General features: G+C 66.7%; 11 protein-coding genes. 5 read left to right on the top strand and 6 right to left on the bottom strand.

Annotated elements, in window-relative coordinates; all coding sequences use genetic code 11:
* The first annotated feature begins 62 nt into the window (after window positions 1-62).
* Together ACEN9P_RS00875 and ACEN9P_RS00870 are read left to right on the top strand one after the other, a co-directional pair.
* Window positions 63-1,040 (top strand): Bug family tripartite tricarboxylate transporter substrate binding protein, encoded by a 978-nt coding sequence (locus tag ACEN9P_RS00875; RefSeq protein WP_495620836.1) that lies wholly within the window; start codon window positions 63-65, stop codon window positions 1,038-1,040.
* Between the two features lie 91 nt (window positions 1,041-1,131).
* Window positions 1,132-2,253 (top strand): ABC transporter substrate-binding protein, encoded by a 1,122-nt coding sequence (locus tag ACEN9P_RS00870; RefSeq protein ID WP_495620835.1) that lies wholly within the window; start codon window positions 1,132-1,134, stop codon window positions 2,251-2,253.
* A gap of 4 nt (window positions 2,254-2,257) precedes the next feature.
* Here the strand turns inward: ACEN9P_RS00870 and nth are convergent, their stop codons facing one another.
* The gene (gene nth, locus ACEN9P_RS00865) at window positions 2,258-2,902 is read right to left on the bottom strand and encodes an endonuclease III (protein ID WP_477662007.1); all 645 of its coding nucleotides are present in this window, start codon (window positions 2,900-2,902) and stop codon (window positions 2,258-2,260) included.
* 37 nt (window positions 2,903-2,939) lie between these two features.
* Entirely contained in the window at window positions 2,940-3,959 is a 1,020-nt protein-coding gene (locus ACEN9P_RS00860; RefSeq protein WP_477662008.1) for a BLUF domain-containing protein, read from the bottom strand.
* 235 nt (window positions 3,960-4,194) lie between these two features.
* On the opposite strand from ACEN9P_RS00860, the gene ACEN9P_RS00855 reads away from it, so the two are divergent.
* Window positions 4,195-5,850 carry an alkaline phosphatase family protein gene (locus tag ACEN9P_RS00855; protein WP_495620834.1) on the top strand — a complete coding sequence of 552 codons (1,656 nt, stop codon included), beginning with the start codon at window positions 4,195-4,197 and terminating at the stop codon, window positions 5,848-5,850.
* A gap of 30 nt (window positions 5,851-5,880) precedes the next feature.
* Here the strand turns inward: ACEN9P_RS00855 and ACEN9P_RS00850 are convergent, their stop codons facing one another.
* Window positions 5,881-6,831 (bottom strand): LysR family transcriptional regulator, encoded by a 951-nt coding sequence (locus tag ACEN9P_RS00850; protein ID WP_495620833.1) that lies wholly within the window; start codon window positions 6,829-6,831, stop codon window positions 5,881-5,883.
* Between the two features lie 167 nt (window positions 6,832-6,998).
* Between ACEN9P_RS00850 and ACEN9P_RS00845 the strand changes: the two genes are divergently transcribed.
* Together ACEN9P_RS00845 and ACEN9P_RS00840 are read left to right on the top strand one after the other, a co-directional pair.
* Window positions 6,999-8,408 carry a M20 family metallopeptidase gene (locus ACEN9P_RS00845; RefSeq protein WP_477662011.1) on the top strand — a complete coding sequence of 470 codons (1,410 nt, stop codon included), beginning with the start codon at window positions 6,999-7,001 and terminating at the stop codon, window positions 8,406-8,408.
* 37 nt (window positions 8,409-8,445) lie between these two features.
* Window positions 8,446-9,456 carry a Bug family tripartite tricarboxylate transporter substrate binding protein gene (locus tag ACEN9P_RS00840; protein WP_477662012.1) on the top strand — a complete coding sequence of 337 codons (1,011 nt, stop codon included), beginning with the start codon at window positions 8,446-8,448 and terminating at the stop codon, window positions 9,454-9,456.
* A 4-nt stretch (window positions 9,457-9,460) separates the two neighbouring features.
* Here the strand turns inward: ACEN9P_RS00840 and ACEN9P_RS00835 are convergent, their stop codons facing one another.
* The 3 genes from ACEN9P_RS00835 to ACEN9P_RS00825 are packed head-to-tail and all read right to left on the bottom strand — an operon-like array spanning window position 9,461 to window position 13,223.
* Complete coding sequence (locus ACEN9P_RS00835) at window positions 9,461-10,861, bottom strand: DUF302 domain-containing protein (protein WP_477662013.1); 1,401 nt, start codon at window positions 10,859-10,861, stop codon at window positions 9,461-9,463.
* Window positions 10,862-10,917: 56 nt separating this feature from the next.
* Window positions 10,918-11,898 (bottom strand): AraC family transcriptional regulator, encoded by a 981-nt coding sequence (locus tag ACEN9P_RS00830; protein WP_495620832.1) that lies wholly within the window; start codon window positions 11,896-11,898, stop codon window positions 10,918-10,920.
* A 5-nt stretch (window positions 11,899-11,903) separates the two neighbouring features.
* Complete coding sequence (locus tag ACEN9P_RS00825; RefSeq protein ID WP_495620831.1) at window positions 11,904-13,223, bottom strand: type II toxin-antitoxin system HipA family toxin; 1,320 nt, start codon at window positions 13,221-13,223, stop codon at window positions 11,904-11,906.
* Between the last annotated feature and the right edge of the window lie 48 nt (window positions 13,224-13,271).

Below are 13,271 nucleotides of genomic sequence, written 5' to 3'. Positions count from 1 at the left end.
CACCGCCATCCGCCTTCAAACTGTCACTTCGCTTCGTTCTACTACTGAATCAGAGGGAAACCATGCAACGCAGAACTTTTATCAGCGCGACGGCGGCCACGGCCGCCCTGGTGGCGTCGCCCATGCTCAGGGCGCAGACCTTGCCGTCCGGCCCGGTGCGCATCATCGTGGGCTTTCCGCCCGGCGGCGGCACCGATGCACTGGCGCGCGTGGTCGGGCAAAAGCTCTCCACCATGTGGAACACCTCGGTGGTGATTGAAAACAAGGGCGGCGCCGCGGGCGTTATCGCGGCCGACTATGTGGCCAAACAGCCGGGCGACGGCAACACCCTGCTCATGGCCCACATCAACAGCCACGCGCTGGCACCGGCGCTGGGCCTCAAGCTGGGCTACAACCCCGAGCGCGACTACGTGCCCATCAGCATGGTCGGCGTCACGCCCAATATGCTGATCTGCAACGCCGACGAGCCCGCCAAGACCGTCAAGGACCTGGTCGCGCTGTGCAAGGCCAAGCCGGGCCAGATCAGCTTCGCCTCGGCCGGCGGCGGTTCGGCCCAGCACTTCGCGCTGGAGATGTTCAAGCTGCAGGCGAAGATTTTCGCGCTGCACATTCCCTACCGCGGCTCCGGCCCGGCCCTGGTCGACCTGATAGGCGGGCAGGTCAACTACTGCTTCGAGACCATGACCTCGGCCACGCCGCACGTCAAAAGCGGCAAGGCCATCGCGCTGGCGCAGACGCGGCTCAAGCGCGCCAAGGGCCATCCCAATGTGCCCACCATGGCCGAGTCCGGCTTTCCCGGCTTCGAGGCCACCGTGTGGTACGGCCTCATGGGCCCGTCCAAAATGCCGCACGCCATGGTCCAGCGCATGAATGAGGACGTCAACAAGGTGCTGGCCATGCCTGACGTGCAGGAAAAGATGGACCAGTACGGCGCCGAGGACGGCGGCGGCAGCATCGAGAAGTTCGCCACCTTTATCAAGGCCGAGCAGAAAAAATGGGCGCAGGTGGCCGAGCAAGCCAAGGTTAAGGTTGACGCCTGATACTGGACGCCTGGGTAGAAACCGGCCCCCGGGCCGGTTTTTTTATTAACAACAAACAAGTTTTTTATCAGCAGAGGCTAGGGATCGTTTCATGACAGTTGTGAATTTTTCAAGGGCCGGCCGTGTGCTGGCCGGTTTTTTTCTGTGCGCCGCCAGCGTGGGCGCTTCGGCCGACATCATCCTGGGCCATTCGGGCGACCTTTCGGGCACCAGTGCGGCGCTCACCACCGACTATGTGCGCGGCATGAATGCCTACTTTGACGACATCAACAAAAAGGGCGGCATACGCGGCGAGAAGATCAAGCTCGTGAGCCTGGACGACGGCTTCAACCCCGACAAGACCGCCGAGAACACCAAGGCGCTGATCGAGCAGAACGCCGTGGCCCTGGTGGGTTTTCGCGGCACGGCCAATATGCTCAAGATCGTGCCCATCGTGCAGGGCGCGGGCATCGCCCAGATCGGCAACACCAGCGGCGCCAAGTCGCTGCGCGACCCCTATGTGCCCAATGTGTTCCATGTGCGCGCCAGCACCACCGACGAGATCGAGGCGGCCGTCAACCACGCCTGGACCATAGGCATCAACAAGATCGCCGTCGCCTACCAGGACGACGCCTTCGGCAAGGAAGGCCTGGACGCGCTCATTGCCGCCATGCAAAAGCGCGGCGCGGCGCCTGCCGCCGTGGCCCCGGTGCCGCGCGGCACGGTGGACGTGGCCAAGGCGGTGGACGTGATCGCCGCCGCCCAGCCGCAGGCCGTGATGCTGATCGCCCAGGCCAAGCCCAATGCCGCCTTCATCAAGGCCTACAAAGCCAAGGGCGTGAGCGCGCAGTTCATGGTGCTCAGCGTTTCCTCGGGCCTGCACGCCGAGCTGAAAGAGCCGGCCGCCGGCACCATCGTCTCGCAGGTCGTGCCTTATCCCTTTACCGAACTCGGCAATGCCGTCGTGAAGGAATACCAGACCGTGATCCTGGGAACCGCCGACAAGAAGTTCAGCTACAACAGCATGGAAGGTTTCCTCAACGCCAAGCTGGTGGTGCGCGCGCTGCAGAAAACCCCGGCGCCCATCACGCGCGCCAAGCTCATCAGCACGCTGGAGACCTTCACCAATGAAGACCTGGGCGGCTTCGCGCTGACCTACAGCAAGCAGAGCAACCTGGGCTCGCGTTTCGTCAACCTGACCATGATTCGGGCAGACGGAACCTTCGCGCGTTAAAGACTTACGCCGCCGGCGGCGGCGTCTTCGGTTCGAAGTCGCACCAGGGCGCCACCGCGCATTGCCAGCACAGCGGCTTGCGTGCCAGGCACACATAGCGCCCGTGCAGGATCAGCCAGTGGTGCGCGTCCACCAGGTAATCGGCGGGCACGCGCTTGAGCAAATTCATTTCGACTTCCAGCGGGTTCTTGCCGGGTGCCAGGCCGGTACGGTTGCTCACGCGGAAGATATGCGTGTCCACCGCCATCACCGCCTCGCCGAAGGCCGAGTTCAGCACCACATTGGCCGTCTTGCGGCCCACGCCGGGCAGGGCTTCGAGCGCTTCGCGCGTGCGCGGCACCTCGCCGCCGTGCTGCTTCACCAGAATCTCGCAGGTCGCCAGCAGGTTTTTGGCCTTGGTGCGGTACAGCCCTATGGTGCGTATATACGACTCCAGGCCCTCCAGCCCTAAATCGAGGATGGCCTGCGGTGTGTTGGCCACCGGGTAAAGCTTGCGCGTGGCCTTGTTCACGCTGACATCGGTCGCCTGCGCGCTCAGCAGCACGGCGGCCAGCAATTCGAACACGCTGGTGTATTCGAGCTCGGTCACCGGCATGGGGTTGGCGGCCTTGAGCGTGGCGAAGAAAGGGGCGATGGCTTCTTTTTTCATGCCCCGCAGTGTATCGGGGTGTCCCGACTGCTGCTGTTCAGGCCACCATGCGCGGCACGTCCCACACCGAGCTGGGCGGCTCGCCGGCGCGCTGGAGCTGCTGCTGCACGGCCTGCCAGATCGCATTGCAATCGTCCGGCCTGGCCATGCTGGCCGCGACATAGGCCAGGTGGGCTTCAGCGGCCATGGCCTGCATGCGCTGGTGTGTCTCGGCATTGGGCGCCACGCCCAGCAGGGCCGGCGTGGCCGGCAGGTTTTCGCAGGCGGCCATCATGCGGCCCATCAGCGCATCGTCGAATTTGGGCGCGCCGGAAAACAGCATCACAAAATACGGCCAGTCGGGCAGGAAGGCACGGCGCAGGCCGTGGGTCAGGCCGTTGCGCGCCACGGCGATCATGCGGCACGGATGGCCGCCTTCCATGAACTCCACATATTCGCTGCTGCCGTCCATGTCCTGCTCGCCCGCGAAGCGCCGTTTGGCCACCGTCCCGCCGGTGCGTTGCGCCAGCCAGCCGACCATGGCGAAGGCCTCGTTGCCGCCGGCCGCGCAGATGCCGACACGGTGGAAGGCCTCGGGGTCGGCCAGGCCCTGGGCCTGCGGCAGCTGCATGGGCGCCGAGAGGCGCCGCAGCACGGAGGAGGGCGCGTACTGCACGCCTTTTTCGAACTGCTCGCGCAGCGCCATCACGCGGCGGCCGAACTGCACGGCCGACTCGCTGGCCTGCGACATCACCATGGACCAGGGCGTGGGCAAAATGCGCCGGCCCCGGCTGCTGTGCAGGGTATGCAGCGAGTGGTGGCGCGGGTCGCCGGCCAGTCGCAGCAGCAGGGCGCGCAGCTCGGGCGACGGGCCCTCGGCCCAGTGGACGAACCAGCCGCTCTGGTAGTGCAGGATGGCGCGTATGCCGTCCGCGGCGTTGTTGGGCAGGGAGTGCGCGCGTATGTCCTCCATCTGCGCATAGATGCCTTCCTTGATGTGGCAGATGCTGGCCGTCACCACACGCTCGACTTCCGGATGTCCTGGGGGCGCGGCATAGGGCGCGATGCTGTTCACCATGGGGCCATCCTGCCCGATAAGCAAAAACCCCGTCAATGCCTGCCCCCAAACGCTGCGGGTGAATAGTGGCAAAAATGCCTCGTGAAAAGGATAGCAACATTTTCTTGCAACTCGGCGTTGGGGATGTGGGGGCATGATGCGCGCCGCCGTGGTGGCGCGCCGGGCCAATGGCGGCTCGCGCGGCACGGGTCATTACGGGGGCAGTGCCGGCCCGAACTGCTTTAGCATCGCAGCCATGAAAGCTCACACTCTTTTACGACTGCTGGCGGCCTCTTTGGCCGCCGCATTGCTTGCCAGCTGCACCGCCGCGCCCGGCACGATGGCCGATGCCGCGCCGCGCCCCAAGCTGGTGGTCTTCCTGGTCGTCGACGGCCTGCCGCAACGCCAGGTGCTGGACTACCGCGACCAGCTCGCGCCCGACGGCTTCGCGCGCTTCCTGGAGCGCGGCGCCTGGTTCGCCAACGCGCACTACGGCCATGCCTTCACCGTCACGGCGGCCGGCCACGCCACCATGCTGACCGGCGCTTATCCGCAGCGCACCGGCATCATAGGCAACGACTGGCGCGACCCCGTCACCGCCGAACCCGTCTACTGCACCGGCGATACCTCAGCCACCTACATCGGCCACCCAACCAATGCCCTCGACGGCACCAGCCCGAAAAACCTCAAGGCCGAAACCGTCGGCGACGTGCTGCGGCGCGTCGACAGCCGCTCCAAGGTCATAGGCATCTCGGGCAAGGACCGCGGCGCCATCCTGCCGGCCGGCAAGACCGGCATCGCCTATATGTATATGGGCGCCACCGGGCAGTTCGCCTCCAGCACCCACTACATGGCCGCGCACCCGGCCTGGGTGGACCGCTACAACGCCGGCAAGCCGGCCGACCGCTACTTCAAGGCCGAGTGGAAGGCCTTGCTGCCCGAGGCCGCGTACGCACGTTCGCTGCCCGACCAGCAGCCCTGGTACGGCCCCGCGGGCGGCGGCCTGCCGGCAATGTTCGGGGCGAAGGACGACAGCGCGCCCGGCCCGCGCTTTTACGGCTCGCTGCTGCGCGGCCCCTTTGTCGATGCGATGTCGCTGGACTTCGCGCGCGCCGCCATCGCCGGCGAGCAACTGGGCCAGGACGACATTCCCGACATCCTGTCGGTCAGCCTTTCGGGCCACGACTATGTGAACCATGCCTTCAGCGCCGAGTCGCGCCTCTCGCACGACCACCTGCTGCAGCTGGATCGTTTGCTGCAGGCCTTCTTCCAGGACCTGGACGCGCGCATCGGCAAGGACAACTACATCGCCGTGCTCACCGCCGACCACGGCTTCATGCCCGCGCCCGAATACAACGCCAGCCAGGGCCGCGAGTCCGGCCGCGTCAACAGCAGCCAGGTGCTGGGCCGCGTCAACGCCGGGCTCGAAAAACGTTTCGGCCCCGGTAAATGGGCCGCGGGTTTTTCAGGCTCCAGCGTGCTGCTCGACAAACAGCTGATCGCGCAAAAGCAGGCCAGCGCCGACGCCCTGGCCGAGGAAACCCGCGCGCTCCTGATGGCCGAGCCCGGTTTTGTCGCGGCCTACACGCGGCGTGAGCTGCAAAGCGGCAGCCGCGCCGGCGCGCCGTTCTTTGAGCAGATCCGTAAATCCTGGCATGCCGAGGTTTCGGGCGACGTGCAGTACTCGCTCAAGCCCGGCTGGATGTTCGGCAACACGGTCGCCACGCACGGCTCGCCCCACCCGTATGACACGCAGGTCCCCATCCTGATGTACGGCCCGGCCTGGGTCAAAGCCGGCCGCATCGATGCGCGCGTGGAAGTCGTGGACATTGCGCCCACGCTGTCGCGTGTGCTGCGCATCGCGCCGCCTTCGTCGGCCGAAGGCAAGCTCTTGCCCTTGCCGGGGTTGTAGAAAGAAGAAGCAGAAGAAGAAGAAGGGCGCTCAGCCGCTTTTTTTTGCGCCGTGCCTGCGCGCCGGCGCCATGCCGTCGCCCGATTCGCGCACGGCGGCGATCAGCTGCGCGGTGAAGTCCAGCACCAGCGGCGCCAGCGTCTGCCCCTCCAGCGACAGCACCTGCAGCACGCGCTGGCGCAGTTCCGGCTCGGCAAAAGGCACGGCCACCAACTGGCCCTGGCGTATCAGGTGCGCGGCCGTCAGGTAGCCCGACAGCATGATGTCGTCGCCGCGCGTGCTGGGCAGCAGCGCCGACGAAAAATTGCTGACCACCGAGGCCTGGTACTGCAGGCCCTGGATGCTGGCCACCATGTCAAAGAGCTGGCGTCCCGTCATGCCCTTGGCGCTGATGCCCAGTGGGTACTTCACGACATCCGCCACCGTCACCGCGCGGGCCCGCGCCAGCGGGTGCGTGGGCAGCATCAGCGCATACATGGGCGCGGTGGCCGCATGCCGCACCGTCATGCCTTTTTCCGGCGCCATGGTGTACTTGAGTGCCACGTCGGTTTCGCCCTGCAGCAGCAGGCGGCTGACGCTTTCGGGTGAGCCCACGCTGAGCTCGATCAGCGCTTCCGGGCGGCTGCGCCTGAAGCCCGTCATCACCTCCGGCATGAAACCCGTGGCGAAACCCTCGGTGCAGGCCACGCGCACGCGGCGCGCGCTGTAGCCGGCCAGGCCGCGCACCTGCTCCATCACGCGTTCGGCGTCGTCGCTGCCCGCGCGCGCATAGGCCATCAGGCGTTCGCCCGCGTCCGTGGGCACCATGCCGCGCGCCCTGCGCTCGAACAGCGCGCAGCCCAGCTGGTCTTCCAGCTTGCCGACCTGGCGGCTCACTGCCGAGGCCGCCACGTGCAACTGCGCCGCGGCCTGGCTGACCGAGCCGGTGCGCGCCACTTCAAGGAAGTAGCGGATCTGCGTGCTGAAAAAATTGGTTTTCATGCGAAGGCGGGTGGGAGGGGCGGGGCGCTCGAAAGGATGTTTTGCCAAAAAGGCAAAGCCCTATTGCGATATCTCTCATTGTAGTAAAGGCTGATTCTTCCTACATTTGGTTTCATGACGCGCCCATGACACGCCATGACCGCGCCCCTTTTTGAGAACGATGAAACATGCTGAGATCCGACTGCCTTGATAGCGCCACGGCCTGGTTTGACGAGGGCCACTTCTTCGACGTCCTGCAAAGGCGCGTCGCCCTGCGCACCGAAAGCGACAGCGGCAAACCCAACCCCGCGCTGGGCGACTATCTGCGCGGCGAAATGACGGACTCCCTGCGCGCGCTCGGCTTTACCTGCAGCGTCCTGCCCAATCCCGTCGAGGGCGCCGGCCCCTTCCTGGTCGCGCGGCGCGTGGAAGACACGGCGCTGCCCACCGTGCTGACCTACGGCCACGGCGACGTGGTCAGCGGCCAGGAAGGGCGCTGGCGCGAAGGGCTGCAGCCCTGGGAACTGGTGCGCGAAGGCGAACGCTGGTACGGCCGCGGCACCGCCGACAACAAGGGCCAGCACACCGTCAACCTGGCCGCGCTGGCCAGCGTGATCCAGGCGCGCGGCGGGCGCCTGGGCTACAACGTCACGCTGCTGCTCGAGATGGGCGAAGAAGCCGCCTCGCCCGGCCTGCATGCTTTTTGCGAAAGCCATCGCGCCCAGCTCAAGGCCGATTTGCTGATCGCCTGCGACGGCCCGCGCGTGCATGCCGACAAGCCCACGCTGTTCCTGGGCTCGCGCGGCGCAATCAATTTCAGCCTGCGCCTGCGCGCGCGCGACAAGGCCTACCACTCGGGCAACTGGGGCGGGGCCCTGCTGAACCCGGCCACCGTGCTGGCCAGCGCCGTGGCTTCGCTGGTCGATGCGCGGGGCCGCATCCTGGTGCCGGCCCTCAAGCCGCGCGCGCTGCCCCTGTTGGTGCGCCGCGCGCTGGCCGATGTGCACATAGGCGGCGGCGAGGACGACCCGCTGCCCGATGCCCACTGGGGCGAGCCCGGCCTCAGCACGGCCGAACGCCTGATCGGCTGGAACACCCTCGAAGTGCTGGCGCTGGGCGCCGGCTCGCCGCAGCGCCCCGTCAATGCGATTCCCGGCGAAGCCGTGGCCCATTGTCAGCTGCGCTTTGTGGTCGGCACGCCTTACCAGGACCTTGCCTCCATCCTGCGCAAGCACCTGGACCGCCACGGCTTCAACCGGGTCGAGGTGGAGATCACGCTGACGGGCGCGGCCACGCGCCTGGACCTGGACCACCCCTGGGTGGGCTGGGCGCAGCGCTCCATAGGGCAGAGCAGCGGCAAGCCGGTCGTCACCCTGCCCAACCTGGCCGGCTCGCTGCCCAACGACGTCTTCGCCGACCTGCTGGGCCTGCCCACCTTGTGGGTGCCGCACTCCTACCCGGCCTGCGCCCAGCACGCGCCCGACGAACACCTGCTGGCGCCCGTCGCCCGCGAAGGCCTGCGCATCATGGCCGGCCTGTATTGGGACCTGGGCGAGCCCGCAGGCTTGCCCTGGCACGCCGCGCCGGCCGCCGCCTGAGTTGTTTTTGTTCTGATTGCCCCCACTGGAGTTGCCCATGCCGTTCCCCATGCCTTCCGCTGCACGCCGGTCCCTGCTTCAGGCGGCCCTGCTGGCCGCCGCCTGTTCCGCCCTCGCGTTTCCCGGCCTGTCGCAAGCGCAGGCACAGGCCTGGCCCGCCAGGCCGATCAAGCTGGTCGTTCCTTTCCCGCCGGGCGGCGGCACCGACGTGGCGGCCCGCATCATCGGCGAGCGGCTCAGCGCCCGCCTGGGCCAGCCCGTGATCATCGACAACAAGCCGGGCGCTTCCACCGCCATCGGCGTGGTCATGGTCAGCGCGGCCGAGCCCGACGGCTACACGCTGCTGTTCTCCGGCTCCAGCAGCTACACCGTCAACCCCGCGGTGCGCAGCAAGCTGGGCTACGACCCCTTCAAGCAGCTCTCGCCCATTGCCATGGTCGCGCGCACGCCGCTGGTGCTGGTGACCGCGTCCACCGGGCCCTACAAAACCCTCAAGGATGTGCTGGCCAAAGCCAAGGCCGCCCCGGGCACCCTGACCTATGCCACCTTCGGGGCCGGCTCGGCGCCGCACCTGGCCGGCGAGCTGCTGGCCAGCGCCACCGGCGTGAAGTTCTCCGCCATTCCCTACAAAGGCAGCGCCGAGGCCGACATCGGCGTGGTGCGCGCGGACGTCAGCATGGGCATAGACACCCTGGCAGCCGTCAATCCCCTGGTGCAATCGGGCAAGCTGCGCGCCCTGGCCGTTATCAGCGAAAAGCGTTCCCCGCAGATGCCCAACGTGCCCGCGTACGGCGAACTGCAGCTGTCGCCGGCCTTGCTGGACGGCTGGTACGCGCTGGCCGCGCCCGCGGGCATTTCACCGGCCGTGCGCGACCAGCTGCTGCAGGCCTTGTCGGCCGTGATGGCCGATCCTGCTGTAGGCAAGAAGCTGCAGCAGCAGTCCCTGGAGCCGGCCTTCCTGGGCCCGCAGGCGCTGCGCGATGTGATGGATTCGGAGATCGCGCGTTATCGCGCGCTGGTGGCGCGCGCCAATATCCGGGTCGATTGATTGTTCAGGGCGCGGCCACGGCCTCGCGAAGCGCCGAGTCGATGTCGGCCCGCCTCTTGAAGACCAAGGAGCCCTGGTCCTTGATACCGTGCTCCGAGGCGATGGCCACCGGGTCCACGGCGGTCAGCCAGACGGCGCCGTCTTTCTCCCAGGCGGCGGCACGCAGCGGCAGGGCCATTACCGCGGCCGGGTTGGACTGCATCAGCGGGGTGCCGGCGGCGGGGTTGCCGAAGATGAGTTCTTCGGTCGACGCGAGCTGCAGGCCGGCGTCTTGCGCGGCACGGGCGTGGTTGATGTGCGCGATGATGGCGTTGCCCCGCGCGCGCAGGATTTTTTCAAGCCTGGCCATGGTCTCCTTCACCGTGAAAGGGCTTTGCTGCACCCGTAGCCTGGCGGTCGCCAGCGGCGGGCCCAGGCGCGCGTCATAGGCCCCGGCAATGCGGCGCGCCAGCTGCGTGAGGTCCACGCCTTCCTTGTTGGCCAGCAGCGTCACGCACAGCAGCTCGGATGCATCGGTGAAACGGCTCAACAGCGAAGAGAAACCGGCGCCGTCACCCGTCGTCACCATCAAGCCCTTGTGCCCCGGGAAATACCAGGGCCCCGAAGACACCCCGCCTTCGGGTGCGGAATAAATCCATCTGCGCAGCGCCGGCGACGCGATCAAAATTTCGCCGGCCAGGCCCACGTCCCACAGCGACACATCGAGCGCCGAGGCATAGATGCGCAGGCCCGTGGGCACGGCGATGGCGCCGCCTGCGGCATAACCCGTGGCCGGTTCGCTGGGATTGATCAGGGCCGGGGTTTTCAGAAAGGCGCTGTGCGGCCGGGCGTTCCTCACGTCTTTTTCCCAGGCCAGCGAGGCAAGGGTGCTGCCGAAGGTGGTGTGCTTCAGGCCCAGGCGCTCGATCTGGTTCACGCGGATGTGGTCTTCGGCCGGCAGGCCGCTGGCCTGCGCGACCAGGGGCGCCAGCCACTGCGATGTCGTGTTGCCACCGCGTATGGCCTGGCCCACGGTGAGGCCCGCGGGCGCGCCCGGCACAAAGCGCGAGACCGCGTCGTCGAGGCCGAGCTTGTTGGCCTCCACCAGTTGCAGCACCGCCACCGCAAGGTAGGCATTCGCCATCTGGCCGATGTCGAACATCGTGTTCGACGCCGAGAGCCGGCGCGACGCGACATCGCTGAGCCCGTAACCCGTCACCCGCGTGATGTAAGGCGCCTGCACAATCGCCACCGCCATGCCCGAAATCCCCTGTTCGGCCATGAAGGTGGAGATCATCTGGTCTATCGATTGCCCGGCATAGGCTACCTCGGGATTGCCGCGCTGCGCCCAGGCACTGGAATGGCCTGCCGCCAGCAGCAGGCCGGCGAAAAAGAATTTATGCAGGGAAAAAACAAGCTTGTGCATGGCGGCGCCCCCCCGTGGTTTTGCGGGAGTATGGCACGCGCCGCCAGGCAATAGCACTACAGGGCTCTGACGGGCACGCACAGCCAGCAGCTGAAGTTTCCTGTTTTCGGGTCCATCACAAAGTCTTCGTCATACAGTTCCAGCGCCGGGTTGTTGTCCGGCTGGTAGCCGCTTTGCGGCAGCCACTCGGCGAACATGTGCGTCCAGGCTTCGTGCACATCGTTGCCCGGCTTGCCGGTGAAGCGGCCGCAGGCATAGCGCCCGCCGCCAAAGTTTTGCACACCGATTTCGCCCTGGGGTTTGAAGGACTCGTCCACTTCTATGCAGGCGTCGTAGCGGCACTTGTCCGCCGGCGTGATCTCGGGGTTGTCCTGGCTGATGCCGTACATCTTGGGGCGCGGGTTCATGTAGCCGTTCTGGCCGCACCAGGCAACAAAGCGTTGCCACAGCTGTGCCACGCCGTCGCCGTAAGGCCCGGTGTTGCGCAGATAGGCCAGGCGCATGGGGGGAAGGGTTTTGAGTTCAATGTGCATGGCAAGGGTTCTTTCGGATGAAGGGACCAGCCCGGCGGGCCAGAGGGTTCTATCTTTAAACAACGCCATGATGGATTCTTGATTCGGCTTGTGATTGCCTTGATGAATCTTGCTAAGTTCAATCTGCCGGTGCGTCGCCCACTCGCGCCAGCCCCCGCGCCGCCACGCTGTGGGCGTCGTGCCGAAGTGGGTGCGAAAGGCACGGCTGAAGACTTCCGCTGAAGCAAAGCCCGTGTCGAGCGCTATTTGCAGCGCGGTCTGCGGCGTAAAAATCAGGCGCTGGGCGGCGGCCTCCAGCCGCAGGCGGCGCACGCAGTCGGCCAGGGTTTCGCCCGTCACCGCCTGGAACACGCGGTGGAAGTGCCAGGGCGAAAAATACGCCACACCGGCCAGCGCCTGCAAATCCAGCGTGCCGGCCAGGTTGGCGCTGATGTGGTCCACCACGCGGTTGATGCGGGCGATATAGGTGCTACGGGCCGCGGGGCTGGAAAGAAGTTCTGTCATGGATGTCAGTTCAGCTCAGCCACGAATTTTTCGGCCTGCGCCAGCATGCCTTCGCGTATGGCCGTGAATACGGGCATGGGGAAATCCGGCGGCAACTGCGCCGCCACGCGCTCCAGCGCGTCGGGCACCTGCAGCACCAGCGCCACCATCTGGTCGAAGGCGCCCGGCACGCCGCTTTGCCGCGCCAGGGCCTCCCAGTGGCGGGTGCGGATCTCGTGCAGGTGGTAGTGCGTATTCTTGTTGCGCAAGGCCATGGCCAGTTTGGCGCGGCGCGGGCTGACCTGGTTGGGCCCGCTGCCGATGATGGGCCAGGCCGACAGCACGTCGTACAGCGGCGTCATGCGAAAGCTGCCGCCGCGCTCCAGGAAGATGGAGAAGTTTTTGGCATGGCCGTCGGTGGCCCCCATGATCCAGAAAGCCAGCTGGACCTGCGCGAAATGCAGTGCGTCCGCGCGTGCATTGCTGCCACCGCCCAGCAAGTCCAGGCCCGCGCGTATGCCGGGGCCGCCATCGCTTTCATACTTGAGGTCGCCGGGCGTCCCGGTGGCCTGGCAGAAATCCTCTTGCGGCAACCTCGCAATCCATGCGCCGCCGTCCATCCAACGCCTGTCGAAGCGCTCCACGATCAGCACTTTTCGATCGCCGAAGCGGCCCATCTGTGTGGGCGCGACCTCAAACCCCAGTTCCCCCAGCAGGGTGGCGCAGAGCCATTCGTTTTCCACTGAGTCCGTCATGTCGGCGCGCATATTGCCCACCAGGCCCAAGGGCAGTTTGAAGATGTGCGTGGTCGGCGTAGAGCCCGAAGGCAGGTGCCAACGCTGGCCTATGCGCAGCAGCGCGGTTTTTTCCTGGGCACCGGCAATGGAAATCCTGAAATCATCCGCGAGCGAGGCGCCTTCCGCGTCATCGCCTGTCACCTCGCCCAGCAGCGCCTCCACCTGGCTGTCGCTCAGCGGCGTGCTGTCGATGCGGTCGTGCGGCGGTGGTTGCAGACCTTGCGGCATCAGCTGCAGCGCGCCCACGCAGTCCCGGCCCACGGCGGCCAGCAGGTCGGCCGCGCGAATGGAAGAGGTCCCAAAGCGCCGCCGCAGCCGTTCGCGAATGCGGCCGCTGTCGGGCAGCAGGTTGTCGAAGTAATGCTCGACCTTGGCGCCCATCACGTCGCCGCCGCCGGCCGGCATGGGAAGCGAGACCGACAGCGGGCGCGCCTGGGGCGAGCGCAGCCAGCTCTCGTCGTAGCGAAAGCCCGGGGTGCCGGTGCGCGTCCAGAACCACAGGCCCACGTGCTGGCCGTTCATCCACACATCAAGATCGGCGAATGCCATGGGCCACCTTTTGAAACTGCCTCGTCATGATTTTCTCAAGCGTTTTCC

It is taken from the genome of Polaromonas sp. Polasp52 (assembly GCF_059491565.1).
Note: the sequence above shows the minus strand (reverse complement) of the source record. Positions and strands in the feature narration are given on the sequence as shown.